The sequence below is a fragment of the Actinoallomurus liliacearum genome (assembly GCF_039542035.1).
In the GTDB taxonomy this organism is placed as follows: Bacteria; Actinomycetota; Actinomycetes; order Streptosporangiales; family Streptosporangiaceae; genus Actinoallomurus; species Actinoallomurus liliacearum.
On the sequence record NZ_BAABHJ010000020.1, the window covers coordinates 127431 to 153771 of the forward strand.

At 71.4% G+C, this 26341-nt stretch carries 23 protein-coding genes and 1 tRNA gene; 8 read left to right on the top strand and 16 right to left on the bottom strand.

Annotated features, from left to right (window positions below):
- Positions 1–83 precede the first annotated feature (83 nt).
- Entirely contained in the window at positions 84–311 is a 228-nt protein-coding gene (rpmE, locus tag ABD978_RS26430; protein WP_345360043.1) for a 50S ribosomal protein L31, read from the bottom strand.
- Between the two features lie 140 nt (positions 312–451).
- A complete protein-coding gene (locus ABD978_RS26435) occupies positions 452–1486 on the bottom strand; it encodes a fatty acid desaturase family protein (RefSeq protein WP_345360045.1) in 1035 nt (344 codons plus the stop codon).
- A 224-nt stretch (positions 1487–1710) separates the two neighbouring features.
- Between ABD978_RS26435 and ABD978_RS26440 the strand changes: the two genes are divergently transcribed.
- The gene (locus ABD978_RS26440) at positions 1711–2970 is read left to right on the top strand and encodes a sensor histidine kinase (RefSeq protein ID WP_345360047.1); all 1260 of its coding nucleotides are present in this window, start codon (positions 1711–1713) and stop codon (positions 2968–2970) included.
- Positions 2971–2989: 19 nt separating this feature from the next.
- Positions 2990–3637, top strand: coding sequence for a LuxR C-terminal-related transcriptional regulator (locus tag ABD978_RS26445; protein WP_345360049.1), 648 nt, complete (start codon positions 2990–2992; stop codon positions 3635–3637).
- Positions 3638–3655: 18 nt separating this feature from the next.
- Here the strand turns inward: ABD978_RS26445 and ABD978_RS26450 are convergent, their stop codons facing one another.
- The 6 genes from ABD978_RS26450 to thrC form a co-directional block, all read right to left on the bottom strand.
- Entirely contained in the window at positions 3656–6514 is a 2859-nt protein-coding gene (locus ABD978_RS26450) for a DUF4429 domain-containing protein (protein ID WP_345360052.1), read from the bottom strand.
- Between the two features lie 67 nt (positions 6515–6581).
- Positions 6582–7229, bottom strand: coding sequence for a response regulator (locus tag ABD978_RS26455; RefSeq protein ID WP_345360055.1), 648 nt, complete (start codon positions 7227–7229; stop codon positions 6582–6584).
- A 92-nt stretch (positions 7230–7321) separates the two neighbouring features.
- Positions 7322–8620, bottom strand: coding sequence for a sensor histidine kinase (locus ABD978_RS26460; RefSeq protein WP_345360058.1), 1299 nt, complete (start codon positions 8618–8620; stop codon positions 7322–7324).
- Between the two features lie 166 nt (positions 8621–8786).
- The gene (rho, locus tag ABD978_RS26465) at positions 8787–10742 is read right to left on the bottom strand and encodes a transcription termination factor Rho (RefSeq protein WP_345360061.1); all 1956 of its coding nucleotides are present in this window, start codon (positions 10740–10742) and stop codon (positions 8787–8789) included.
- Between the two features lie 336 nt (positions 10743–11078).
- A complete protein-coding gene (gene thrB, locus ABD978_RS26470) occupies positions 11079–12017 on the bottom strand; it encodes a homoserine kinase (RefSeq protein WP_345360064.1) in 939 nt (312 codons plus the stop codon).
- Between the two features lie 64 nt (positions 12018–12081).
- Positions 12082–13122, bottom strand: a complete 1041-nt coding sequence (gene thrC / locus ABD978_RS26475; protein ID WP_345360067.1) for a threonine synthase — start codon at positions 13120–13122, stop codon at positions 12082–12084.
- 110 nt (positions 13123–13232) lie between these two features.
- On the opposite strand from thrC, the gene ABD978_RS26480 reads away from it, so the two are divergent.
- From ABD978_RS26480 to ABD978_RS26490, 3 genes are read left to right on the top strand one after another with little or no spacing between them, the layout of a single operon-like run.
- Entirely contained in the window at positions 13233–13871 is a 639-nt protein-coding gene (locus tag ABD978_RS26480) for a hypothetical protein (protein WP_345360070.1), read from the top strand.
- Complete coding sequence (locus tag ABD978_RS26485; RefSeq protein ID WP_345360073.1) at positions 13868–14506, top strand: hypothetical protein; 639 nt, start codon at positions 13868–13870, stop codon at positions 14504–14506. The genes ABD978_RS26480 and ABD978_RS26485 overlap by 4 nt, the downstream gene beginning before the upstream one ends.
- Positions 14503–15120, top strand: a complete 618-nt coding sequence (locus ABD978_RS26490; RefSeq protein ID WP_345360076.1) for a hypothetical protein — start codon at positions 14503–14505, stop codon at positions 15118–15120. The genes ABD978_RS26485 and ABD978_RS26490 overlap by 4 nt, the downstream gene beginning before the upstream one ends.
- On the opposite strand, the gene ABD978_RS26495 is transcribed toward ABD978_RS26490, so the two are convergent.
- The 5 genes from ABD978_RS26495 to ABD978_RS26515 form a co-directional block, all read right to left on the bottom strand.
- Positions 15053–16303: a hypothetical protein gene (locus tag ABD978_RS26495; protein WP_345360079.1), complete on the bottom strand. Its 1251-nt coding sequence runs from the start codon at positions 16301–16303 to the stop codon at positions 15053–15055. The two genes, ABD978_RS26490 and ABD978_RS26495, sit on opposite strands and share 68 nt — an antisense overlap.
- Positions 16304–16386: 83 nt before the next feature.
- Complete coding sequence (locus ABD978_RS26500) at positions 16387–17673, bottom strand: homoserine dehydrogenase (protein ID WP_345360541.1); 1287 nt, start codon at positions 17671–17673, stop codon at positions 16387–16389.
- A gap of 32 nt (positions 17674–17705) precedes the next feature.
- Positions 17706–19085, bottom strand: coding sequence for a diaminopimelate decarboxylase (gene lysA / locus ABD978_RS26505; protein WP_345360082.1), 1380 nt, complete (start codon positions 19083–19085; stop codon positions 17706–17708).
- Between the two features lie 22 nt (positions 19086–19107).
- Entirely contained in the window at positions 19108–19839 is a 732-nt protein-coding gene (locus ABD978_RS26510; protein ID WP_345360085.1) for a DALR anticodon-binding domain-containing protein, read from the bottom strand.
- A gap of 109 nt (positions 19840–19948) precedes the next feature.
- Positions 19949–20326 (bottom strand): response regulator transcription factor, encoded by a 378-nt coding sequence (locus ABD978_RS26515; RefSeq protein WP_345360544.1) that lies wholly within the window; start codon positions 20324–20326, stop codon positions 19949–19951.
- Between the two features lie 212 nt (positions 20327–20538).
- Here ABD978_RS26515 and ABD978_RS26520 point away from each other — a divergent pair.
- Positions 20539–20613, top strand: a tRNA-Arg gene (locus tag ABD978_RS26520).
- A gap of 375 nt (positions 20614–20988) precedes the next feature.
- On the opposite strand, the gene ABD978_RS26525 is transcribed toward ABD978_RS26520, so the two are convergent.
- Positions 20989–21996 carry a sigma-70 family RNA polymerase sigma factor gene (locus tag ABD978_RS26525; protein WP_345360088.1) on the bottom strand — a complete coding sequence of 336 codons (1008 nt, stop codon included), beginning with the start codon at positions 21994–21996 and terminating at the stop codon, positions 20989–20991.
- A gap of 151 nt (positions 21997–22147) precedes the next feature.
- Here ABD978_RS26525 and ABD978_RS26530 point away from each other — a divergent pair, with 151 nt between their 5' ends.
- Positions 22148–22741, top strand: a complete 594-nt coding sequence (locus ABD978_RS26530) for a dihydrofolate reductase family protein (RefSeq protein ID WP_345360091.1) — start codon at positions 22148–22150, stop codon at positions 22739–22741.
- 203 nt (positions 22742–22944) lie between these two features.
- Here the strand turns inward: ABD978_RS26530 and ABD978_RS26535 are convergent, their stop codons facing one another.
- Together ABD978_RS26535 and ABD978_RS26540 are read right to left on the bottom strand one after the other, a co-directional pair.
- Positions 22945–23658 carry a cache domain-containing protein gene (locus tag ABD978_RS26535; RefSeq protein ID WP_345360094.1) on the bottom strand — a complete coding sequence of 238 codons (714 nt, stop codon included), beginning with the start codon at positions 23656–23658 and terminating at the stop codon, positions 22945–22947.
- Positions 23655–24422: a FadR/GntR family transcriptional regulator gene (locus ABD978_RS26540; protein ID WP_345360097.1), complete on the bottom strand. Its 768-nt coding sequence runs from the start codon at positions 24420–24422 to the stop codon at positions 23655–23657. Before ABD978_RS26540 ends, ABD978_RS26535 begins: the two co-directional genes overlap by 4 nt.
- A 202-nt stretch (positions 24423–24624) precedes the next feature.
- On the opposite strand from ABD978_RS26540, the gene ABD978_RS26545 reads away from it, so the two are divergent.
- A complete protein-coding gene (locus ABD978_RS26545; RefSeq protein ID WP_345360100.1) occupies positions 24625–26250 on the top strand; it encodes an APC family permease in 1626 nt (541 codons plus the stop codon).
- The last annotated feature ends 91 nt before the right edge of the window (positions 26251–26341 follow it).

The window sequence follows — 26341 nt, forward strand, 5'->3', positions numbered from 1 at the left end:
GGTCCTCGGTCAGCCGGGTAGGTGGGCGGACAGGCGGAACGCCGGCCGGGGCGGCGTGCCTCCGGCCGGCGTAGCGGTCCGACCTACTTCTTGTTGCCGCCCGCGGCCTTCTTGCCGAAGCGCTTCTCGAAGCGCGCCACACGACCACCGGTGTCGAGGATCTTCTGCTTGCCCGTGTAGAACGGGTGGCAGCTCGAGCACACGTCGGCGTGGATGACGCCGTTCTGCGCGGTGCTGCGGGTCTGGAAGGTGTTCCCGCACGTGCACGTCACCGTGGTGACGACGTAGTCGGGGTGGATCTCAGGCTTCACTATCTCTCCTCGCTCCGGGTGGTCGCCGGGTCATCCCAGAGGAAGTTCGGGGATGTGAACCGGTACCACAGCGTGTTCCAGTGTGCCAGACACGACAACATGCCGAGGCCACCGGGCATTCCCGCGCCGGCCCGCGGGGCTCAGCGCAGCGGAGCACCCGCGGCGTGCAGGTGGCCGAGCGCGTGGGCGTACGACTCGATCAGGCCCTCCTCGGTGTACGGGAGGTCGAGCCGCTCGCAGTGCGCCCGTACGAGGGGCTGGGCGCGGCGCAGGTTCGGGCGCGGCATGCCGGGGAACAGGTGGTGCTCGATCTGGTAGTTCAGCCCGCCCAGGAACCAGTCGGTGAGGAGGCCGCCGCGGACGTTGCGGGAGGTGAGGACCTGCTTGCGGAGGTGGTCCCAGCGCTCGTCCGGGCCCGGCATCGGCATGCCCTTGTGGTTCGGGGCGAAGGAGCAGCCCAGGTGGACGCCGAGCACCGCCTGGTGCACCAGGATGAAGAGGACCGCCTTGCCCGGCGACATGACGCTGAACACCAGGCCGAGGTAGCCGGCGAAGTGCAGGGCCAGGAAGGCCGCCTCGACGAGCGCCGTACGCCGCTGCCGGGCGCCGGTCTTGCCGCGCGCCGCCGAGATCACCGACCGGACGCTGGAGACCTTGAGGTTGAACCCCTCCAGGAGGAGCAGCGGGAAGAACAGCCGGCCCTGGTTGCGGGTGAGCCACCGGGTGACGGCGCCCCGCCGGTCCGCGGCCTGTTCGGCCGTCCAGACGAGGACTCCGACGCCGACGTCGGGGTCCTTGTCCACGTGGTTCGGGTTCGCGTGGTGCCGGTTGTGCTTGTCGGTCCACCAGCCGTAGCTCAGGCCGACCGCCAGGTTCCCGATCAGCATTCCCATGAGGCGGTTCATGCGGCGGGTCCCGGCGATCTGCCCGTGGCCGGCGTCGTGCCCGACGAAGTAGAGACGGGTCGTGAGGATCGCCGCGGGCACGGCCAGGGCGAGCTGCCACCAGGAGTCGCCGACGAACGCGATCAGGGCGAACACGGCGCCGTACAGCAGCAGGTCGAGACCCACCGTTCCGGCGTAGCGCCGGGTGCGCCGCTCCAGCAGACCGGCGGCGCGCACCTCCTGGATCAGCGGGGCGAAGTCGCTCCTGGGCAGGGTGGCTGTCTCGGACATGCGGAAGTCCCCTCGCGTTCGTGGATTGAGTACTGACTGTCACGAGACGCTAGGGACGCGCCGGTGACGCGCCCAGCCGGTGAGCACCCTAGGGATCGGTAGGTTTACCCCCGGTTAAAAGTGGTGCTGGCACCACCATAGCCCGGTTCTCAGACCCAGTGACCGTAACGCCGACAATCGGCACGCTCGACGGTGAATGATGGGATCCGAAATCGGAGGGAACAGTGAAGAACGGTGCGCTCGCGGCCGTACGAGGGCTCGCGATGGCGTTGCTGGCATTGCCGGTGTCGCTGGTGTTGTTCGTCTTGTCCATCGTGTTCTTCGCTGTGACGTTCCCCGTCGGGATCGTGCTGTTCCCCCTGGTGACCCACCTGGTCCGCGGCTATGCCAACGCGCGCCGGCGGCTGGCGCACGAGTGGTTCGGCGTGGAGATCAACGAGCCGTACAAGCCGAAGCCGCGGTTCCGGGGCGGGTTGGTCGGCGTCTTCCAGCGCTACCGGTGGGCCGTGGCCGATCCGGCGACCTGGCGGGACGTGCTGTGGCTGTTCGTGGACGCGACGGTGGGCTTCGTCCTGGGGATCATCGCCTTCGTCCTCCCCATGTACGGCCCGTACGGCTGGGTGCTGGCGGCGGGCGTCTGGAAGCCGATCCACGACGCGGGCGGCGGCGAGTGGTACACCTTCATCCACGTCGTCAGCCAGAACACGGCCGACAACGCGGCACTGCTCGGCTTCGTGTACGCCGTACTCGGCCTCTGGCTCGCGCCCCGGCTCATGCGGGCGAGCTCCGTGGTCACGAAGGGACTGCTCGCCCCGACGCGGGAGCGGGAGCTGGAGCTGCGGGTCGCGCACCTGACGGAGTCCCGCTCCGACGCGCTGGACACGCAGGCGGCCGAGCTGCGGCGCATCGAGCGCGACCTGCACGACGGCGCGCAGGCGCGGCTGGTCGCCATGGGCATGAGCCTGGGCACGATCGAGGCGCTGATGGACCGCGACCCGGAGAAGGCCCGGCGACTCCTCGCGGAGGCGCGTGAGTCGTCGTCCAAGGCGCTGACCGAGCTGCGGGACCTGGTCCGCGGCATCCATCCCCCGGTGCTGGCCGAGCGCGGCCTGGGCGACGCCGTACGGGCGCTGGCGATGGCCAGTCCGCTGCGGACCGAGGTCACGGTCGAGCTGCCCGGCCGGCTGGAGGCCCCGGTCGAGTCCGCGGCCTACTTCGCGGTCTCGGAGGTGCTGACCAATGCCGCCAAGCACTCCGGCGCGCAGCGGGTCTGGATCGACATCCGGCACGAGGACGACCGGCTGCGGATCGTGATCACCGATGACGGCCGGGGCGGCGCCGACGCGTCCCGTGGCACGGGACTGCACGGGATCGAGCGGCGGCTCGGTACATTCGACGGTGTCCTGGCCCTCAGCAGTCCGCTGGGCGGTCCGACCATGGTCACGATGGAGCTGCCGTGCGTCCTGACGTCCCCCCGGCGTTGACCCCCCGAGATGGAGAGTGATGCGCGTCGTCCTCGCGGAGGACCTGTTCCTCCTGCGCGACGGTCTGATCCGGCTACTCGAGGCATACGGCTTCGAGATCGCCGCGGCCGTCGACAACGGTCCCGAGCTGACCCGGTCGCTGCTGACGCTGAAGCCCGACGTGGCCGTCGTCGACGTACGCCTGCCGCCGTCCTTCACCGACGAGGGTCTGCAGGCGGCACTGCACGCCCGGCGGGAGATCCCCGGCCTGCCCGTGCTCGTGCTGTCCCAGCACGTCGAGCAGTTGTACGCCCGGGAGCTGCTCGCCGACGGCAGCGGCGGCGTCGGTTACCTGCTGAAGGACCGGGTGTTCGACGCCGACCAGTTCATCGACGCGGTGCGGCGGGTCGCGGCGGGCGGGACCGCGATGGACCCGCAGGTGATCTCCCAGCTGCTGGCCCGGAACGTCAGGAACGAACCGCTCGGCGCGCTGACGCCACGGGAGCGCGAAGTGCTGGAGCTGATGGCCGAGGGCCGGTCGAACACCGCGATCGCCCAGCGCCTCGTCGTCACCGAACGCGCCGTCGCCAAGCACACGTCCAACATCTTCGCGAAGCTGAACCTGCCGCCCTCCGACGACGACAACCGCCGTGTCCTGGCCGTCCTGGCGTTCCTCGACCGCGGCTGAGCCGGGCCTGTCGGCCCGTTAGCGGCGCCGCAGCTCCGCGCACTTGGCGGCGAACTCCTCGGCGCTGAGCAGTCCCTCCTGGCGGAGCTGGACCAGGTCGCCGAGCTTGACGGCCAGGTCGCCGATGCGGCCCACCCAGGCGCGTACCTCGTCCTTGCCCGCGGCCGTGCGTCCGGGGTGGCGTACCGCGTCGGGCCACACCGGCGTTCCGGCGAGGTACGCGTCGATCGCCGCCTCGAACCGCTCGCCGTCGGCGAGGGGCCCCGCGCACTTGGCGCTCAGCTCCGCCTCGGTCAGCAGCCCGTTCTTCTGGGCGTTGACGAGCTGGGTGAGCCGGGAGGCGGCCTCGGCGATCCCGCCGAGCCAGTCGGAGACGTCGGACAGCTCGATCTCCGGCTCCGCCGCGTACCGGCGCCCTGGACCGGCCGGCGCCGGCCGTACGGGGGAACCCGCGAGGATGGCGCCGATCGCCGTCGCGAACCGCTCACCGCCGCGCAGCCGGAAGACCAGGTCCTCCCAGCCGGACCCGAGTTCCAGGTGCAGGTCCTCGCCACCGGGCCGGCGATCCCACTCGTAGTGGTCCACGCCGGCGACCGCGGTGAGGGGAACGCGCCGCAGGCCGCCGGGACCGGCGAACAGCATCGCGCGTCCGGTCAGCGCGAGCAGACCGCTCTCCCCGGCGAACAGCGCCGGTTCCAGCTCGTGCACCTGGTCACCGGGCCCGAACCCGGCGGCGAGCAGGAGGAGCTGGTGCGCGTCGGGCCGGCCGCCGGCCCGGGACCGGGACAGCGCCGCCGCGACGTCGGGTCGCCGCAGGAGGTCGTCGGGCGACACGCCGGCGGGCGCCGGGACCTGCTCCGGCGGGCACTGCCGCATGGCGTCGATGGCGCACCTGAAGCGTTCGGGATCGCGCAGCCAGGTGAACTCGATGTCGTCGTAGTCGTTGTCCGTGATGCTCAGCTTGCCCGGACTGTCGTCATAGTCGGTGTCACAGCTGACGTAGTCCATGTCGGCGAAGGCGAGCCCGTTCAGGCCGCCCTCCTGATCCGCGAAGACGACGCGCCGGTCGGTGAGCGCCAGCAGCCCCGCCTTGCCGTTCCACCGTCCGGGTTCCACCTCCTTGACGGGCTCGCCCGCGTCGAGGACGTCGAGCAGCGCGGCCAGCTCGCGCTGGAACGGGCCCACGTCGCTCCTCGTCCGGCTCAGGGCGGCCGCGACGTCGGGCCGGTGGTGGGCCGGCGCGCCCGGCGCCTGCCGAGGCCCCGCCGCCGGTGCGGCCGCGTACGCGGGCGACGGCGCGCCGGAGGCCTGTCCGCCGTACGCGGGCGACGGCGCGCCGGGGGCCTGCCCGCCATACGCGGGTGACGGGCCGCCGGGCGTCTGTGCTCCGTACGCGGGCGACGGCGCGCCGGGCTCCTGTCCGCCGTACGCGCCGAAGCGGAGGGCGCGGAAGGTCTGCTGGAAGCGGACCGGGTGGTAGATGCCGTGGAAGGGGATCTCGTCGCCCTCCACGTCGATCCACACCAGGTTCCCCTCGTGCGTCTCATCCCAGGTCGCGCGGACGTCGGTGAACATGTCCAGCGGTACCGCCGTGTGGCCGCCGAGGGCGTCGTCGGGGCCGATGCTGAGCAGGTGCCGGTCGGTGAGGAAGAAGACCAGGACGCGCCGGCCCACGGCCAGCTCGATCTCCCGTACCGTCTCGCCGGGTTCCAGCGCGGCCGACAGGGCGGCCAGCTCGCGCACCATGGCACGGACGCGTCCGCTGGCCCGGGCGAGCGCCTCACCGACGTCCGGGCGCAGACCGGCGGTGTGCAGCAGTTCCGGGTCGGGGACGCGGGTCACGCCCTGCAGCGCCCGGGTCACCTGCAGCGTGAACTCCAGCGCCGCCGGGTCGTTGTTGTGCAGCACCGCGTCCACGTCCAGGGAGGGGTCGGGCGCGGACCGCTCGTCGGGCGCGCCGGCGAGCCGGACCCGAACGTGCCCGACGCCGCCCTGCGCCTCGACGAGCTCGACCTGGTCGATGGCGGCCAGCGGGATCCTGCGGCTCATGCCCTGGCTGGTCACGAGCACGGCCGAGCCGTCGAACTCCGCTCGTCCGTGCAGCCCGTGCAGGACGCCGCCGACGCCACCGGGCCGGCCCGGCCCGGACAGTCCGTGCGGCAGGCCGCCCTCGGCCGGCGGAGCGTTCAGGTCCAGTTGCCGGCCGCGCAGTGCGGTCGCGACGCCCGCGGCGAACAGGAGCGCCTCGGCCCGCTCGGACGCGAACGGCAGGCAGCGCTCCCGGTCCCGCGGGTCGGGCACCTGGTCGGCCCGCTCCCCCACGGCGCGGAACCAGAGGAAGTCGCCCCTCCTGCCCTGGCCGGCCACGCAGGTGACCGCGTCCAGGGCGGCCAGTGGGAAGGTCCGTCCCTCGCCTCCGGTCCGCCAGGCCAGGCGGACGTTGCGGCCGTCGAAGTGACAGGTCCCGTCGTAGGTCTCGACCGCCGACGGCCATGGCGCCTCGATCATGAACTCGGCGGCGGTGGACTGCGCCGTGTCCGCCGAGACGACGGCCGCGTGCAGGGTCTCCGCCAGCCGGCGCGCGTCCGCCTCGTGCTCCGCCGGGAACTCGACGAAGAAGGGGTGGTCGTCTGCCGAGATCATCGCGCCGGCCACCGCGTAGAACGGGTCCGCGCCCTGGCGCAGGAAGAGGGTCAGCCGTCCGACCCGCCGCCGGCCCGGCGGCAGCAGCTGGACGCCCGTCAGCGCGGTCACCGGGAATTCGATCCGGCCCAGCCGACGGCGCAGCCAGCCGCCCGAAGAAGGTGAGTAGTCCATGCGGCACTGCCGCCCGTCGAACGCCAGCCGGGCGTCCGTCCCCGTCAACCCCGTGGTCACATTCGGGACATTAGCAACATCCGCGACATTTCACGCGCCCGGCCCGCGCTCGTACGGGCCGTCCGGATCAGCTCTGGCCGAGATACGCGAGCACGGCCTTGACCCGCCGGTGGGTGCTGTCGGTGTGCTGTAGGTCGAGCTTGAGGAAGATGTTCGAGATGTGCTTCTCCACCGCGCCGTCGGTGACGAAGAGGCGGCGGGCGACGGCGGCGTTCGACAGGCCCTCGGCCATCAGGCCGAGGACCTCCCGCTCGCGCGGGGTCAGCGCCTCCAGCCGGTCCCCCCGGCGCCGCCGCCCGAGCAACTGGGCGATCACCTCGGGGTCGATGACCGTGCCGCCGGCGGCGACCCGGCGCACGGCGGCGGTGAACTCCGCGAGGTCGGCGACCCGCTCCTTCAGCAGGTAACCGACGCCCTCCGCGCCGTCCCCGATCAGGTCGGTGGCGTAGCGCTCCTCGACGTACTGGGAGAAGACGAGGATCGGCGTGCCCGGGACCCGCCGGCGCGCCTCCAGGGCGGCCCGCAGACCCTCGTCGGTGAACGACGGCGGCATCCGGACGTCCACGATGGCGAGGTCGGGGCGGTGCTCCGCCACGATGTCGACCAGCCCCGGGCCGTCACCGGACGTGGCGACCGTCTCGATGTCCTCGTCCGCGAGCAGGCGGATCAGCCCCTCGCGCAGCATTACGGCGTCTTCCGCGATCACCACCCGCACGCCACCAGACTAAGGCCTGTCTCAAAGCCCCCGTCCGTAGCGAGCGGCCGCGCAGTAGGACAGCGGGGCTTTGAGACAGGCCTGGGGGAAGGTCACCACACGCAGGGCAGGTCCGCGCGGATCACGGTCGGTCCGCCGAGCGGGCTGTTCACCGTCAGGATGCCGTCGATGCCGGCCGCGCGGTCCGCCAGGCCCGCCAGTCCGCCGCCCGGTGTGGCCTCGGCCCCGCCGACGCCGTTGTCGGAGACCTCGACGACCACCCAGGTCTGGTCCCGGGCGATGCGCACGGCGGCCTGCGTCGCCCGGGCGTACTTCGCCACGTTGGTGAGCGCCTCGGAGACGATGAAGTACGCGATGCTCTCCACGGCGGCGGGCGGTCTGGTCGGCAGGTCGATCTCCACCTCGACGGGCATCGGGGCCCGGGCCGCGACTGCGGAGATCGCCGCGTCCAGCCCGCGGTCGGTGAGGATCGCCGGGTAGATCCCGCGCGCGAGGTTGCGCAGCTCGGCGATGGCCTCCTTGGCGCCCGCGTGGGCCTGCTGGAGCAGTTCCTGGGCGGCGACCGGATCGGTCTCGAGCTTCGCCCGGGCGCGGCCGAGGTCCATCGCGACGGCCAGCAGTTGCTGCTGGGCTCCGTCGTGCAGGTCGCGCTCGATCCGCCGCCGCTCGGCCTCCGCGGCGTCCACCCCGCGCGCCCGGCTGGCCCGCAGCTGCGCCGTACGGGCCCGGAGCGCCTGGGTCTCGTTCGGTCCCAGGAGGTACCGCGCGATCGCCCCGTGCGCCGCCCCGACGATCCGCACGGCGTACATCGCGAGGACGAGGACGCCGATCCCCAGCGGCACCGCGGGCAGCGTGCTCACCGGGTCGTCCAGCCAGAAGTCGTGCCCGGCGAGCGTCACGACGATGTAGCCGCCCCGATTCTGCGTGATCCAGATCGGCATCGTGACCAGCGACATCGTCGCCGTCCACAGCACCATCGAGATGACGAACTCCGCGATGCCGATGGGGAAGGCGAGGAGCAGGTAGACGAGGTCCTTCCAGGTCGCGGGGTCGGCGGCCATCGCCTTCCACTTGCGCAGCAGGTTGTTGCCGGCCGGCAGCGCCCGGTACGGGCTGGGGATGTCCACGCCGAAGGCCAGGCGCGCGAGCCGCCGTTCCAGCACGGCGGCGCACCGCCAGAGCACCATGGTCAGCGCCAGGCCGAGGATGCCCACCCAGATCAGGAGGGTCCCGACCGAGACCGAGAGCAGCACGGTCAGCGCGACGAAGTAGGCCAGGCCGAAGGGGAAGTGCAGCAGCAGGAAGGCGGCCGACCGCCAGGTGAGCGGATCCTTCAGCAGACGCAGCGGGCCGCGCCTGGAGGAGGTCGATGTGTCGACGGTGCCGTTCACCGGGGTCCCTTCCTGCCGTATGAGCGTACGGGTCCAGCCTGCTGAACGGCGGGGCGTCCCGCCATGGAGCATTCCAGCCTTCGGCAGGTAGGGCTACCCCCACCTCGTCCGGCCCGGGAAACGACGACGCCCCGGAGGCGTGCTCCGGGGCGTCGTGTCACGCGGGTCAGTCGTTGAGCGTGGTCTTCTGCACCTGCAGGAGGAACTCCGCGTTCGACTTGGTCTCCTTCATCTTCTCGATGAGGAGCTCCAGCGCCTGCTGGGTGTCGAGCGCGTGCAGCACGCGGCGCAGCTGCCAGACGATCCGCAGCTCCTCCGGAGCCAGCAGGATCTCTTCCTTACGGGTGCTGGAGGCGTCGACGTCGATCGCCGGGAACACCCGCTTGTCGGCGAGCTCGCGGCGGAGGCGGACCTCCATGTTGCCGGTGCCCTTGAACTCCTCGAAGATGACCTCGTCCATCCGCGAGCCGGTCTCGATCAGCGCGGTGGCCAGGATCGTCAGCGAGCCGCCGTTCTCGATGTTGCGGGCGGCGCCGAAGAACCGCTTCGGCGGGTACAGCGCCGTGGAGTCCACACCACCGGACAGGATCCGGCCGCTGGCGGGCGCGGCGAGGTTGTACGCGCGGCCGAGACGGGTGATCGAGTCGAGCAGCACGACGACGTCGTGGCCCAGCTCGACGAGCCGCTTGGCGCGCTCGATCGCCAGCTCGGCGACCATCGTGTGGTCGTCTGCGGGCCGGTCGAAGGTCGAGTGGATGACCTCGCCCTTCACCGACCGCTGCATGTCGGTGACCTCTTCTGGCCGCTCGTCGACGAGGACGACCATGAGGTGGCACTCGGGGTTGTTCTTGGTGATCGCGTTGGCGATCGCCTGCAGCACCATCGTCTTACCGGCCTTGGGCGGCGAGACGATCAGACCACGCTGGCCCTTGCCGATCGGGCTGACCAGGTCGATGATCCGCGTGGTGAGCTGGCCCGGCTCGCTCTCCAGGCGCAGCCGCTCCTGCGGGTACAGCGGGGTCAGCTTGGAGAAGTCGACGCGGCCCTTGGCCTGCTCCGGCTCCATGCCGTTGACGGTGTCGAGGCGGACCAGCGCGTTGAACTTCTCCCGGCGCTCGCCCTCGCGGGGCTGGCGCACGGCGCCGGTGATCACGTCACCCTTGCGCAGGCCGTTCTTGCGGACCTGGGCGAGGGAGACGTAGACGTCCTGCGGGCCCGGCAGGTAGCCGGTCGTGCGCACGAACGCGTAGTTATCGCGGATGTCGAGGATGCCGGAGACCGGGATGAGGACGTCGTCCTCGCTGATCGTGGGCTCGGAGTCGAAACGCTCGCGGCCGCCACGGCCCCGGTTGCGCTCGCGGAACCGGCCGCGCCGACGCCGGCCGCCGCCGTCCTCGTCGTCGGAGTCGGACTGCTGACGCTGGTTCGGACCGCGCTGGCCCTGGCCGCGGTCGTCGCTGCGCTGCCCGCGGCTGTCCTCACCACGCTGCCCGCGGTCGTCGCTGCGCTGCCCGCGGTTGTCCTCGCCGCGCTGCCCGCGGTTGTCCTCGCCGCGCTGGCCGCGATTGTCCTCACGCTGGCCGCGATTGTCCTCACGCTGGCCGCGGTTGTCCTCACGCTGACCCTGGCCGTCCCGGTTACGGTTGCCGCGCTGACGCTGCCGCTGACCGCCCTCCCGGCCCGCGTGGTCGCGCGCTCCGCCGTCGCCGGCGGACTCGGCCTTCTCGGCCTCGACCTTGATCTCCTGCTGCTCCTGCGCCGGCGCCTCTTCGCGCTTGGCGGCACGCTCGCGCTTCGGCGCGGCGGCCGCGGGCGCCGCGGCGGTCTCCTGCGCGGCAGGGGCCTCGGCGTCGCTCTTCGCGGCGGGGGCCTGGTCAGCGCCTCCGGCGTTCTGCGTCTGCCGCTCTTGGATGGCGGCGATGAGCTGGCTCTTCCGCATTCCGCCCGTACCGCTGATCCCGAGGCTCGAGGCCAGGGCCTTGAGCTCGGGCAGCACCATCGCCGACAGGCCGGTGCCCGAGCGGCGGCGCCGCGGCGCAGCCGTCGTCGCCTTCTCGGCGGACGCGGCCTCAGAAGTCGTGGTGACTGCTGCGTCCGAGAGGAGTTCGGTGGATTCGCTCACTAAGGGTCCTTCCCAGGGAGCGGGTGTGGCCGCCGTCGGCCAGGCAACCCGGTCGTGCGAACCGGCGGGGGCGCCGGATCAGTCGAGCTCTGCTGATCTTCAGGTGATCGGCGAAGAGTTCTGGCCACATCCAGATGGTGGAGGCAGGTTCTCGCGAGAGATCCCCGATTCCGATACGTCCGTAGTTTTGGCTGAACGCTGAACAACGAGCGATTTCGTTGCCGGGGAACCACATCCGTGTCACACGGCCGACGTAAGTCGGAGTGGCTGACGAGCCCACGCCCCCGTACGGGGCATCTGGTGCGGCACTTAGCCTAACATCACCTGGGCACACTGCTATTCCCCGGAGACTCGCGTTTCCTGACTGATCGGCTGAACGCATGCGCCGTGGGGGTCAACGTTCAGCGGGTGTATGTGCCACGAAGTACCCACTTCCGAGCCGATCGAATCAACATCGACCCCGGAGACCAGCGCAAGGACCGTCGGCCCGGCCCCCGACACCACCGCGGGCACGCCCCGCGCGCGCAACCGGTCCACCAGCGCGACCGACTCCGGCATGGCCGGGGCGCGGTACGCCTGGTGCAGCCGGTCCTCGGTGGCGTCCAGGAGCAGTTCCGGCCGGGCGGTGAGCGCGGCGATCAGGAGCGCGGCGCGGCCGGAGTTCGCCGCGGCGTCGGCGTGGGGTACGACGTCCGGCAGGAGGCCGCGGGCGCGCTCGGTGGCGAGCCGGTGCTCGGGCACGAACGCCACGGGGCGCACGTCCGGGGCGACGTCGAGCCTGGTCATACGCGGTCCGGCGGTGCTCTCCCAGGCGATGGTCAGGCCGCCCGCCAGACACGGCGCGACGTTGTCCGGGTGTCCCTCGATCCTCGTGGCCAGCGCGAGGACGTCCGTGTCGGTGAGGCCCGCGCCCTCCGGATGCAGGGCCCGGGCGGCGAGGATCCCGGCGACCGTGGCGGCCGAGGACGAGCCGAGCCCGCGCGCGTGCGGGATCCGGTTGACGCAGCGGAGCCGCAGCCCGGGCGCGGGCGCCGGACCGATGAGCGCGTACGTCTCCCGGAACGTCCGCACGATCAGGTGCTGCTCGCCGCGCTTGGCGGTCTCCTCGCCCTCGCCCGTGACGTCGATCCACACGCCGGAGTCGGCGAGCTCGACCTCCACGTCGTCGTACAGGGTGACCGCCAGCCCCAGCGCGTCGAACCCGGGACCGAGGTTCGCGCAGGTCGCGGGGACCCGTACGTGGACGGCCGCGGGCGTGTCGTGCGGCGCGGTCATGAGATCTCCTTCGTCGGCCTCATGACCAAGGTGCTCCGCTTACCGATTCCCTCGCTTCGCTCGGTCAAGCGAGTTCCAGGGCGGACGCGGCGGCGTGCGCGTCGACCGGCACCGTGATCGGCGCCGGGGCACCCGAGATGGCCCAGTCGGGATCCTTCAGACCGTTGCCGGTCACCGTGCACACGACGCGCTCGCCCCGGCGCAGGAGACCCTCGTCGGCGGCCTGCAGCAGCCCCGCGACGCTCGCCGCCGACGCCGGCTCGACGAACACGCCCTCCTCGCGGGCGAGCAGCCGGTAGGCGGCCAGGATCTGCCGGTCGGTGACGGCCTCGATCGCGCCCCCGGACTCGTCCCGCGCCTTGAGCGCGAGGTCCCAGGAGGCGGGGTTGCCGATGCGGATCGCCGTCGCGATGGTCTGCGGCGCCGTGACCGGCTCCCCGCGGACGATCGGCGCGGCGCCGGCAGCCTGGAAGCCCAGCATGCGCGGGCGCGCGTCGGACTCCTTGTAGCCCATCCAGTAGGCGCTGATGTTCCCGGCGTTGCCGACGGGCAGGCAGTGCACGTCCGGGGCCGCGCCGAGCGCGTCGATGATCTCGAAGGCGGCGGTCTTCTGGCCGTGCAGCCGGAACTTGTTCACCGAGTTGACGAGCGCCACCGGATAGTCGACGGCGAGCTTGCGGGCGAGCTCGAGGCAGTCGTCGAAGTTGCCGTCGATCTGCAGCAGCTTGGCGCCGTGCACCAGCGCCTGCGCCAGCTTGCCCATCGCGATCTTGCCGCGCGGCACGAGCACCGCGCAGACCATCCCGGCGCGCACGGCGTACGCGGCCGCCGACGCGGAGGTGTTACCGGTCGAGGCGCAGATCACCGCCTTGGCGCCGTCCTCGGCGGCCTTGCTGATCGCGAGCGTCATGCCGCGGTCCTTGAACGAGCCGGTCGGGTTGGCCCCCTCGACCTTGAGGTACACCTCGCAACCCGTGAGCTGAGAGACCCGGGTCGCCGGCAGCAGGGGCGTGCCACCCTCCAGAAGGGTGACGACCGGCGTCCCGGCCGTCACGGGGAGCCGATCGCGGTACTCCTCAATGACGCCACGCCATGCCCTGCTCACGATGTTCCTCCTGACCTGCGCTGTCGTCCAGCGAGTCTACGGCCAGCCGGCCGCGCGTCTCACGTCGTTTCACATCCTGGACGTTCCCCTGCGGATTAGGATCATTGCCCGTGCACCCTCGAGCACGCGTCGCCGGATACGTCACGGCCGCCGTCCTGGTCGCCGTGGGGACGTTCTGGGCGACGGGGGGCCTCGGCCCGGCGGACGCCCCCGTCCGGACGGGCCCGGGGCGCGAGATCGACCAGCACCTCTTCCGGACCAGGCTCGCCGGCGCCCACGTCACCACGATCAAGAAGTTCGGCAAATCCACCCGGATGCTGGTGATCAACGCCTGGGTGACCAACCCGACCCGCGAGACGCAGGGGACGTACGGCATCAACAACGACGTGTTCGCGCACGGCATGTTCCTGCACTGGAGAACGGAGGACGGCCCGCGCCCCGAGCAGATCGACGCCCAGGCCATCGCCGGCGACACGCTCTTCCGCTCCCTGCAGCCGCGCCTGCCCACCTACGTGGCCGTGCAGTACCAGTTGGCGGCCGGCACCCGTGTGCCCGACCACGTGACCGTCGCGCTGGCGGACTACGAGCACACCGAGTCGGGCGTCCTCGACCCGCGCGGCTACTGGGAATGGAAGGCTCGCCGCGACGAGACCGCGTACGAGACGAACCCGTTGACGCACAAGTCCGGCCGGGTGACGCACATCATCCCGGTCCTGGTCGCCGACGTGACCCTGCCGGTGAAGCGATGAGACGGATCGCCTCGATCGTTCTCGCCGTCGCCCTCGCGTGCGCGGCGGTGGCCCTGCAGTCCGCGCGCTGGAGCTACACCCGGGCGTACGGCCCGTTCGTCAAGAACGGGCGGATCGGTCAGACCGTCACGGAGCCGCGGTTCACCATCGAAGTCGACCGGGTCGACGGCGCCCGGACGATCCACGTTCCGCCGACGGAGTACGCCAAGGCGCAGGAGATCCCGGCGACCGGTGTCTTCGTCGTCGTCCTCGCCACCATCGAGGCCCGGCACTCCCTCGTGTACGCCGGACAGACGCGGCTGCACACCCGGTACGGCGACTACTCCCCGACGGACGAGTTCGGCGGCGGAGGCGGCCTGTCCAAGCCCGTCGTCACCACGCTCGGCTACGTCCGGTTCGAGCCGGGCATGCCGCGCCGGGGCGCCTACGTCTTCGACGTGCCGCCCGCGGCCGTGGCCGGCGCCCGGCTCTACGTCTCCGACCACGACGCCGAGGACGCGCCGTTCGGCTTCTACCGCGACGACCCGCGGCGGTTCGCCGCCGAGGTCCACGTCGACCTCGGCCTCGACGCCGCCGAGGCCGCGCGCCTGACCACGAGACCGCCCTCCGGATACTCCGTACCGGAGCCCTCGTGAGCCGCGCCGCAGCCCTCGTGGGACGGGCCACGGCCGGCGCGCCGGGCGGCGCGGCCGGCCTGCGCCGGGGCGCGGCTGCCGTACGGCGCGGCGCGGCCCGGCTGCGGCGACCGGCGCGGATCGTCGCCCTGCTGGTGCTGGTGGGCGGGGCGATCTGCCTGCCGTTCCGCCCGGAGTGGGCGTACTACCGCGAGGACGTGCCGGCCACGCACACGCGGACGGTCCCGCCCGGACGGCCGGCCGTGTTCCAGCAGATCCGCTGGACGCTGCTCCGCTACGGCAGGGCCGAGCTGAAGCCCGGCGACCTGCCGCCCGACCTGATCGGATGGCCGGTCCGGCCCGGCGAGACGCTGGTGACGGCCACCCTGCGGGCCGAGCCGCTGACCAGGAACCCGCGTGACTTCGACATCGACTACTCGCTGCGCGACCACACCGGCCACCGCTGGAGCGCGTTCGAGTGGCACACCACGATCATCCCCGGCGGCACGGACCCCGCCTACGTGATGGGCCTCGTCCCCGACTGGGCGGTCGGCACGTTCGAGCTGGTCATGCGGCACCAGCATCAGGATCTGTCGCCGGCGCTGGGCGGTCCGCAACTGGTGTTCCGTCGCTGACCCGGCGCATCACGAGGTCGAACGTCGCCGCCAGCAGGGCCAGCCGGAGGATCTCACCGACCATGCGGTGCCCGAACTCGACCGGCACCAGGACGAGGTTCCAGAACCGCACGGTGTGGTCCGTGCCGATCAGCGCGACGACCCCGCGCTGCACCGGGTCGAGCAGCACCTCGATCGCCACGTAACACAGGCAGAACCAGGCGAACACGTACGCGCCCGCGCGGTGCGCGAGCCGGAACGCGTGCACGATCGGCACGTACTTCTCGCGCAGGCTCCGGCTGGCCACCTCCGCCAGGCGCCGCCGCCGTCCCTCCAGGCGGTCGGGCAGCCGTTCCAGCGGCGTGCCGCGGATCGCCTCCCGGTCCCGCATCTCCAGCCCGTACACGATCGCGGCGATGGCGAGCCACACCAGCGGCAGGACGAGGGCGTCCTTGACCGGCCCGGGACCCGGAATCGGTACCGGCACGGCGTGGGTGATCGCGTGCCAGAACGCCCGGTCGGCGAGCCACCTCTTGGCCGCCATGACGACCTGCATGATCGAGTACAGGGTGTAGAGGGCCACGTTGACCTCGAAGAACGCGGTCAGGACCCCCATCGTGCGGCCGTGCTTCTCCTCGTACCGGCGTTCGCACAGCACCCGCAGCGCCCACGACACGGCGGCGACCAGCAGGCACACCGGGATCGACACGTCGAGGACGTTGCCGACGTTCATGACGTCGCCGTTGTTCACCAGCCGCTGGGCGTCGGCCCGCAGCACCTCGCGCAGGTCCGTGGTGTAGAGGTTCCAGCCGAGGTAGACGAGCACGAATGGGAACAGCGTCCGGCCGACCGCGGTGACGTACGGCTCGTCGGGATCCTTGATCACCGACAGGCCCCGGCCCAGCGTGAACATCATCCCGATCGTCACGACCAGCGAGGCCAGCACGGCCACGCTCAGCGGCAGCAGGATGACGGCCTGCCGGAGGCCGTGATGACGGCCGCTCGCGAGGTGGGAGATGCCCTGGAGCAGCACGTAGCGGATGATCGTGCCGGCGCTGAACCACATCGCCAGCGGCACGGAGTACCGCGCCGCGAGCCGGAGCGCCGACACCGGCAGCAGCGCCGTGCCGAGCGCCCCGTCACGCCGGGCGGCGGAGCGGCCCGGCTCGGCGGATTCGGCGGCTGGTGCGGCAGAGGCGGCCATCGCCCCGAATGCTAGTGGCCCGGCCTCGCCTCAGCGTGCCGTTCGCACGCGCACCAGCCGCTCGCTCGCCCTTCCGGTCGTCTCTACTCGTCGCCTTCGACGCGCATGACGCTGGCGACCTCGCGGACGATCTCCTGGTCGCGGAGGTGCTCGACGGTGGCCGAGAGCGCGCCGTCGGGAGCCCGGTGGGTGACGATGACGAGCTGCGCCTCCTCGCCGTGGCCCTCCTGGCGTACGGCCTGGATCGACACGCCGTGGTCCGCGAAGACGTCCGCCACGCGGGCCAGCACGCCGGACCGGTCCGCCACGTCCAGGGAGACGTGGTAGCGCGTGACCGTGTCCGCCATCGGCAGCACCGGCAGGTCGGCGTACGTGGACTCGGCGGGCCCGCGGGTGCCGTGCACCCGGTTGCGGGCCACCGCGACGAGGTCGCCGAGCACCGCGCTGGCGGTCGGCGCTCCGCCGGCGCCCGCGCCGTAGAACATCAGCGAACCGGCGGACTGCGCCTCGACGAACACCGCGTTGTACGCCTCGCGGACGTTCGCCAGCGGGTGCGTGCGCGGGATCATCACCGGGTGCACGCGGACGGACACGCCGCGGCCGTTCCGGCCGTCCTCCGACGGCACCCGCTGGCAGATCGCCAGGAGCTTCACGACGCAGCCCATCGCCCGGGCGCTCGCCATGTCGGCGGAGGTGACGTCCGCGATGCCCTCCCGGTGCACGTCCGCGGCGGTGACCCGGGTGTGGAACGCGAGCTGGGCGAGGATCGCGGCCTTGGCCGCCGCGTCGAACCCCTCGACGTCGGCGGTCGGGTCGGCCTCGGCGTACCCGAGGGCCTGCGCCTGCTCCAGCGCCTCGGTGAAACCGGCCCCCGAGCTGTCCATCTTGTCGAGGATGTAGTTGGTCGTGCCGTTGACGATCCCCATCACCCGGTGCACGTGGTCACCGACCAGCGACTCGCGCAGCGGGCGCAGCAGCGGGATCGCGCCCGCCACGGACGCCTCGTAGTAGAGGTCGACGCCGTGCTCCCGGGCCGCGCCGAAGAGCGTCGCGCCGTCCTCGGCGAGCAGCGCCTTGTTGGCCGTGACGACCGACTTGCCGGACTTCATCGCGTCCAGCAGGAGGCCGCGCGCGGGCTCGATGCCGCCGATCACCTCGATCACGATGTCGACGTCCGGGCGGGTCACCAGCCCGGTCGCGTCCGTGGTCAGCAGCTCCGGCGGCACGCCCTCGCGCCGCTTGTCCTTGCGGCGCACCGCGATGCCGACCAGCTCCAGCGGCGCGCCGACCCGCGCGGCGAGGTCGTCCGCCTGCTCGTGCAGGAGGCGCACGACCTCGGTGCCGACCACACCGCAGCCGAGCAGCGCGATCTTCAGCGGTGGTCTCAGGGGCTGGACGGAGCTCACGGCGACACCTCCAGGCGCAGCAGATCGTCCTCGGTCTCGCGGCGCAGGATCAGCCGCGCCCGGCCGTCGCGTACGGCGACGACCGCCGGCTTGGGCACGTGGTTGTAGTTGTTGGCCAGCGAGCGGCAGTACGCCCCCGTCGCCGCGACCGCGACCAGGTCGCCGGGGGCGAGGTCGGACGGCAGCCACAGGTCGCGGACCACCATGTCGCCGCTCTCGCAGTGCTTGCCGACCATGCGGCTCAGCATCGGGTCGGCGTCCGAGCGCCGGGAGGCCAGCGCGGCGGTGTACTCGGCGCCGTACAGCGCGGTGCGGATGTTGTCGCTCATGCCGCCGTCGACGGAGACATAGGTGCGCAGCCCCTCCAGGGGCTTGACCGTGCCGACCTCGTACAGCGTGACGCCGCCGGGCCCGGAGATCGTACGACCGGGTTCGACGGTCAGGCGCGGGACCGGCAGGCCCTTCTCCTCGCAGGCGCGGGTGACGATGCCCCGCAGGTTGTCGGCGATGTGCTTCGGATCGAGCGGGTCGTCGCCCTCGAGGTAGGCGATGCCGTACCCGCCGCCGAGGTCCAGCTCGGGCAGTTCGACGCCGTGCTCGTCGCGGATGGCGACCAGCAGCTCCACGACGCGCCGGGCGGCCAGCTCGAAGCCGTCGGTGTCGAAGATCTGCGAGCCGATGTGGGAGTGCAGGCCGACGAGCTCGAGCTCCTTGATGCCGACGACCCGGCGGGCGGCCTCCTGCGCCGTCTCGCGGGCGAAGCCGAACTTCTGGTCGTCGTGCGCGGTGGCGATGAACTCGTGCGTGTGCGCCTCGACGCCCGTCGTCACCCGGACCAGGACCTTGGGCCGGACGCCCAGCTCACGGGCGAGGTGACCCAGGCGGGCGATCTCCTCGTACGAGTCGACGACGATATGGCCGACGCCGACCTCCAGCGCCCGCGTCAGCTCGGCCGTCGACTTGTTGTTGCCGTGGAACGTGATCCGCTCCGGCGGGAACTCCGCCCGGAGCGCGATCGCGAGCTCTCCGCCGCTGCAGACGTCCAGTCCCAGCCCCTCGTCCCGCACCCACCGGGCGACCTCGACGCACAGGAAGGCCTTGCCGGCGTAGTAGACGTCGCCGTCGCTGAAGGCCGCCGCGAACTCCCGGCAGCGGGACCGGAAGTCCTCCTCGTCGTAGACGTACAGCGGCGTGCCGAACTCCGTGGCGAGATCACGGACGTCCACGCCGCCCACCGTCAGCGCCCCGTCCTCACGGCGGGCGCCGCGCGGCCACACGCTGGGGACGAGCGCGTTCAGGTCGCTCGGCGGAGGCAGGGGGTGGTCCTCGGGTAGCACGTCCGCGTGCCGAGGGCCGGCCGGGTGAACTCGACTCATCGACTGCTCTTTCTGTAGGGGCTCAAAGACGATCGTTCGGGGTCTCGCCGAGCATGCGGAGGGCGTTGCCCAGGACGACGTACGCCGCTTCAGCCAGGCTAAGGCGTGCGCGATGGTGACTGGTGATGGGCTCGTCGCCCTTGGGCAGGGGCGAACACCATTCGTGAACGTCGTGGTACGCGTCGGCGATGAGCTCCAACTGCCGGGTGAACGGCCGCGGGTCGTCCGTCCGCGCCGCCTGCTCGGCCCGGCTCGGGAACTCCGCGAGCAGCGCGAGCAGCCGTGCCTCCCGCGGGTCGGTCAGCGGGCCCTCGGCCGCGCGGACGCCCAGCTCGGCGGCGTGTCGGCGCGCCGCGGCCGCCCGCGCGTACGCGAAGCGCACCACGAAGCCCGGATTCTCGAAGGTCAGCGGGCGTTCCGGCCAGGTAGCCCGCGGCACCGCCACGACGCCGTACGTCTCGTCGATGCGCGCGATCAGCGAGGCGCCGACGCCGATCGACAGGAAACCCGGCCCCGTCACCCGTACGTCGCCCACCCCGGGCATCCGGCCGAGCCGGGCGGCGAGCAGCCCCGCGATCTCCGTGGCGGGCCGCCCGGCGGCGCGCGCGAGCCGCAGCGGAAGCGGCGTCGCGTACTCACCGCTCGCGGTGACCGTGACGGGAACGCGGTCGGGCACGGGCACGGCGAACTCACCCTCGTCGACCGCCCCACGGACGGCGGCCACGACGGCGGCGTTCAACTCGGCCAGGGTCACCGGATGAGACTAACCGACCAGCATGTGGACATTCGGCCGTCACGGGCCGTCGGCACGCGAAATCCTCCGGCCCATGCCGCCGGCAACAGCGATCTCGCCGCTTCCCTGGTCAGACCACCGGGCCCGCGCCGGCCAGCTCGCGGACCGTACGGATCAGCTCGGCGGGGTCGAACGGCTTGGTCACGTAGGCGTCCACGCCGATCTCGTGCCCGCGGCGGATGTCGTGCTCCTGGGCCCGCGCGGTGATCATTACGACCTTGATGCCCCGCGTCAGGGGGTCGTCGCGCAGCTTGACGGCCGTCACCCAGCCGTCGAGCCGGGGCATCATGACGTCAAGGGTGATCACGTCCGGCGCGATGTCCCGCACCCGGTCGAGGCAGTCCTGCCCGTCCACGGCGGTCAGCACCTCGAAACCCTCCAGCTGGAGGTTCACGGCGATCAGCTGCCTGATCACCTCATCGTCGTCGACGACCAGTACACGTCCCAGGGTCACGACCGCCAAGCTAACGCCTTCCCCGGTCCGGACACGCGGATAACGGCCACACTCATGCCACACACCCGCGGATCCGCCGCCTCGACGATCTTTTCCCGCGCCCGGCAGAGCGACGTTCGCCCAGCTCATCCGGGCCCGATCGATCGACGCGGCGCCAAAACGTGTTCGAGTGTGGTCGGTGAGCTGGTAGTCTCTATCCGTCCCGAGCCCCCTTAGCTCAGGGGATAGAGCACCGGCCTCCGGAGCCGGGTGCGCTGGTTCGAATCCAGCAGGGGGCGCCACCAGCAGTCGGCACGATCTAGTCGCTGACCTGGGTGAACGATCGAAGAACGGGTCGGACCGATTTCTCACCGCGTCCGGCCCGTTCTCGCTGTTTCGCACTCCCCTCGAGAGAAGTCGCTACCAGCTGGATGTGCGGGAAGTGCGGCAGGTTACTGCGCTACGCGATCTCGTGAGCCGGATCATCCTACGTGCGTGGGGACCACTGCCGGCCGCGACGGCACTTGTGCGAGCACGGCGGATCACCCCCACGTGGGGGGTGTTCCGTGGCACGACCACTGCGGCTGCCAGGCCGTCCCGCCCTCCCCACGCACGTGGGGGCGTTCCGGACGTCCAGGCCGCCCTGTCGGACATGAAGTCGTGTCGTCGGGGGTGGTCTATCGGCTCGGGAGTGAGCGTGGCAGCCCGAACCACGGGAGCATGCTGTTGTCGAATCGGGTCATGGCGCTGATGTGGTCGCCGGCGACGGTGAGGACATAGAGGCCGGTGCCGTGGCTGATGCCGTTGAGGGCGCGCAGATACGCCCCGAATGCCGGTTGACCGTTGGCTCGCGTCGGCACGAGGTCGAACCTCCGGCCGGCGCGGAAGATGCTGGCGCAGAAGCGGGCGGCGAGGTCCCGGCCCACGTACTCGAAGGGGATCGGCGGCATCGAGAAGAAGACGTCGTCGGTCAGCAGATCCACCAGCGCGTCGAGATCGGCGGATTCCCACGCGCGGGCGAACTTCGCCACGATCGCGTCCTCGACGGCTGAGCCGGAGGCGGGCGATTGGTGGTCGGCGCCCGGCGGCTGGCGGCGTTGCAGGGCGGCGCGGGCCCGCTTGAGGGCGCTGTTGACCGAGTCGACGGTCGAGTCGAGCATGTCGGCCACTTCGTTCGCGTGGAATCCGAGGACGTCACGCAGGACGAGAACGGCGACCTGACGCGGCGGCAGCACCTGCAAGGCCGTGACAAACGCCAAGGAGACCGATTCGGTCTGCTCGTAGCGGGCCTCCGGCCCGAGCGGCGCGTCGATCACCGCCTCGAGCAGGGCGTCGGGATACGGCTGCAGCCAGACGACTTCGCCGAGCCGAGTTGGCTCCGGCGGTTCGACATGAGGCACATTCCATTCCTTCGCCTGGCGCCGGCTCGCCGAGCGACGCGCGTTGAGGCACCGGTTGGTGGCGATCCGGTACAGCCAGGTGCGCATCGACGCGCGCCCCTCGAAGCCGCCGATGCCCTGCCAGGCGGCCAGCAGCGTGTCCTGCAGGGCATCCTCGGCGTCCTGCAACGATCCGAGCATCCGATAGCAGTGCACCTGCAACTCCGCGCGGTACGGCTGGACCAACGCGCGGAACGCGTCACCGTCCCCGGCCCGCGCCTCAGACATCAGATCGCCGGTCACCATCCTCGAGTCACCTCTCCCGCACCACAGGCCAATTTCATCGGGTATGGACACCGGCCGACCGGTGAACTGGGCGGCCGACGCGCGCCCAGTTCTGCCGGTCCCGCGGTGTCTACATCGGTGGTAGTCCGACCATGAACATGGGAGCACCGGGATGGGAACGATCGTCGTCTTCGAGAACGTCTCACTCGACGGGGTCACGCAGGACCCGACCGGCGAGGAGGGCTTCAGCCGCCTCGACTGGCGCGCCGGGCTCGCCCCGACCGACCGCACGGAATGGGACAAACTCATCCTGGACGACGCGCTGGGCGCGCAGGCCCTGTTGCTGGGGCGACGTAGCTATGAGTTCTTCGCCGCACGGTACCCGTCCCGCAGCGGCGAGTTGGCGGACAGGATCAACAGTCTGCCCAAATACGTTGTCTCCGCCACCCTCGCAGACCCCGAATGGCACAACTCGACGGTACTCTGCGGTGACATCGTGGACGAGATTACGGCGTTGAAGCGCACGGTCAACGGCGAGATCCGCGTCTACGCCAGCTCCCAGCTCGTGCACACGCTGCTGGCGCACGATCTCGTCGACGAGCTCCGGCTGGCGGTTTTCCCGCTCGTAATGGGCGCGGGAAACCGCATCTTCGACCAGACCAGCAGCCCCAAACCCCTGCGCCTTGTCGACACCCGCACCGTCGGTAAGAGCCTCACCTACCTCACCTACCAATGCGTCCCGGAAACCCGGCATTCAGCCGAATGAGCGGGGACCAGCGGCGATGCATTCACGTCGGGCAATCGCATCCCCACCGAGTGTCCGCGCGATGTGGGGTTTCGTCCGGACTGAAGCAAGCCCGAAAGCGGCACAACTCAGGATGCGCCGGTAGCCGGCGCGATCTAGCGGCTGACCTGGGTGAACGATCGAAGAACGGGCCGGATCGGTGTCTCACCAGGTCCGGCCCGTTCTCACTGCGGGGATGTCACTGTCCAGCCCGTCAAGGCGCACAGTCGGGCCAGCGCGCCGGAATGAGCCGCGTCGGCCCGGGCGCGCCCTGTGGTCAGCCGGTCGCCGGGCGCCGCTGCGGCCGTATTGGCGGCGATGACCCGGCCGTCGGGGTTCACCAGCGCGCGGGGAGACCGCTCGGCGCACAGCGCGGGCATGATGCGGCGTTCCAGGTGGTCGCAGGGGACGTCCAGGGCCGCCACCCCAAGGGGCCGGGTGCCGTGGAAGACGGGGACGGACAGCGTGAAGGTGTACTCGTTCGTGCACGCGTAGTCGACGTACGGCCCGGTGACGTGCTGGTCCCCGGAGCGGACCGGCACGTCGAACCATTCGTCGTTGAAATAGTCGAAGAAGTCGGGTCCGTCCGGGTCGAGATTGACGCGCAGCGGCTCGGGGGTCCCGCCGCCCGGCCGCCACCACCATTCGAGCCAGTACGGGGCGTCACGCAGGAGGCCGGGGGCGGCCACGATGCCGGTGCCGATGGCCAGGTCCGCGAAGGCGTCCAAGGTCTCGCGGATGCGCGGGCGCAGCGAGGCGATGTCGCCGAGCGTGTACACGTCGGGCCGGCCCGCGAAGGATGCCTCGAAGGCGGCGGCGGTGTCGCGCAGGGACCGCAGGATCCGCTCGATGTCGTCGGCGAGAGAGGCCCAGGCCCGTTCGGAGAATGGTGTCGTCACTGCTCCGCCTCGGTGCGGTAGACGCCGACGCGCCACCGGATCAGTAGTTCCACCTCGTCCGTGACCTGCTGTTCGGCCAGCCGCCGGGCTCGTTCGGAGTTCCCGGCGGCGACGGCGTCGACGAGGGCGAGCCGGCCTCGTACCGCCTCGGCATGGTCGGCGTCGTTGAGCAGGGTCCAGCTCAGATCGCCCCACTCGGCGCGCAGGTTCGCTTCCTCCTGGGTGAGCCGGGGCGACTGGGCCGCCAGGGCGACCGCGACGCCGAACTCGGCGTCCGCCTGGCGGCGCTCGGCGGCGGTATCCGCCGCTGCCAGCCGCGCGGCGCGCCGGCGCAACGTCTGGATCTCGGGGGCCGTCGCGCGCCGGGCGGCGAGCGCCGCCGCGGTGCCGAAGACCGCCAGGCGCAGGTCGCCGAGTTCGCGGAGTTGCCGGACGGTCAGGTCGGCGTGCCCCGGCCGGCTGTGAAGGCCGCCGACCGGCCGGGCGACGAAGCTACCGCCGGCCCTGCCCCGGCGGGTCACGACGAGGCCGCGCTCGCGCAGGGTCGCCAGCGCCTCCCGGAGTGTCAAGGTGGCGACACCGAGCTGGTCGGACAGCGTCGCTTCGGAGGGCAGGCGCTCGCCAGGAGCGATCAGTCCGAGGCGGATGGCCTCTGCCAGCCGATCCGCGATCTGGTCGGCCCGGCCGGCCTGGCCGTTGCCCAGTGCCTGGATCGCGCGGACGGCGGCGGTGGTGAGACCGGAAACGGGTGGTGCCGGCGCCATCGCACCTTCCTCGGTTAAGTCCTGGTATCCGACCTTGACACTAAAACATTTAGAGCTAGATGATTTGCGAACTCAACGCAATGATCATGTCGCGCAGCGCGGTCGGTGCAGGTGCCCCGGCCTGGACCAGTGTGGGCGCGCGGCGCACGATCACCAGCCCCCGCCCGGTCCCCAGACCGGCCGACAGATCAACGAGGCCATCATGACCGACAACACCGGCTTGTCGACCGAACATGACGAGGACGCGGCCCATCTAGAGCGCCTCGGTTACAAACAGGAACTGCACCGCGTCCTGGGACTGTTCGACAACTTCAGCGTGGCGTTCTCCTATCTGTCGCCGATGGTCGGGGTGTACTCGCTGTTCGTGCTCGGTGTGGGCACCGCCGGACCTCGCTACCTGTGGCTGATGGTGCCGGTGGTCGGCTTCATGCTGCTGGTGGCACTGGTCTTCGGGGAACTGGCCAGCCACTACCCGATCGCCGGCGCGCTGTACCAGTACGGGAAATGGAGTGTCGGCCCGCGGTACGGCTGGTGGATCGGCTGGATCTACGGCCTCGCCCTGCTCGTCACCGTCGCCAGCGTCGACACCGGCATCGTCAGCTACCTGACCGCGCTGCTGAACAATCTGTTCGGGACGCATCTGAACGGCACCTCGCACAGCACCATCCTGGTGGTCACGGTGCTGCTCATCGCGATTCAGACCCTGATGAACACGGTGGGCGCCAAGCTGATGGGGCGGATCTCCCAGCTCGGCGTGTTCGTCGAGACCATCGGTACCTTCGGGGTCGCCATCGCGCTGGGCATCGCCGGGTTCCACCACGGGTTCGGCTTCCTGTTCTCCAGCAAGGGCGCCGAGCACGCGTCGGCCAACCCGCTCAAGGTCGACTTCGGCGGCCACTGGCTCACCGGCGCCGCGCTCGTCGCCGTGCTCGCGCACGCCTACATCTTCTACGGCTTCGAGTCCGCCGGAGACATCGCCGAGGAGACCAAGTCGGCGTCGCGTATCGTGCCCCGGGCAATGCGCTCGGCGCTGCTGTACGGCGGGGTGGCCTCGGCCGTCCTCGTCGTCGGCCTGCTGCTGGCCATGCCGTCCGACCCGCAGGGCTACGCCAACGCCGCGTCGTTCGACGGCGGGGTGCCCGCCATCCTCGGCCAGCTCCCGTCCTGGTCGCAGAACCTGTTCCTGGTGGTCGTGTGCGTCGCCTTCTTCTCCTGCGGCACCGCGGTCCAGGGCGCGGGCTCGCGGCTGATGTACTCCTACGCCCGGGACAAGGCCGTCCCGTTCAGCCACAAGCTCAGCGTGGTGTCCCCGCGGTTCCACACCCCGGTCAACGCGCTGCTGGTCGCCGGCGTCGTCCCTGTGCTGTTCACCCTGCTGGTCAATGTCAACCCGGCGCACAACGTCCACATCCTGTGGTTCGAGCTGCCCGCCGGCGTCAACGCGCTGACCCTGCTCGTCTCCTTCGGCGTGTCGGGCATCTACCTGTCCTTCCTGCTGACCGTGGTGGGTTCGATCATCGCCAGGGCCCGGGGCTGGCAGCCGGCCGGGACGTTCCGGCTCGGACGCTGGGGCTGGCCGGTCAGCATCCTGGCCGCGGCGTACCTGGCGCTGATGCTGGTCAACATCGTCTGGCCGTCCGGCCTGTCCAGCCCGCGCGGCAGCCTGTTCAACTTCGACTGGATCACCCTGATGGTGATCGTCGTGCTCCTGGTCATCGGCGCGGTGTACTTCGTGCTCGCGCGTCCCTACCAGCGCCTGGCGGTCACCGGGCAGTCCGGCGCCCCTGCGACCGACGAGGCCGCCCAGGTCGGGGATGGCGCCCAGTGACGACGGTACGGACCGTCATCGACGGCACGCCGGATTCCGGCGACTGACGCCGCCGTGCCGGACCCGCGGACACCAGGTCTCCGCCCGCGGG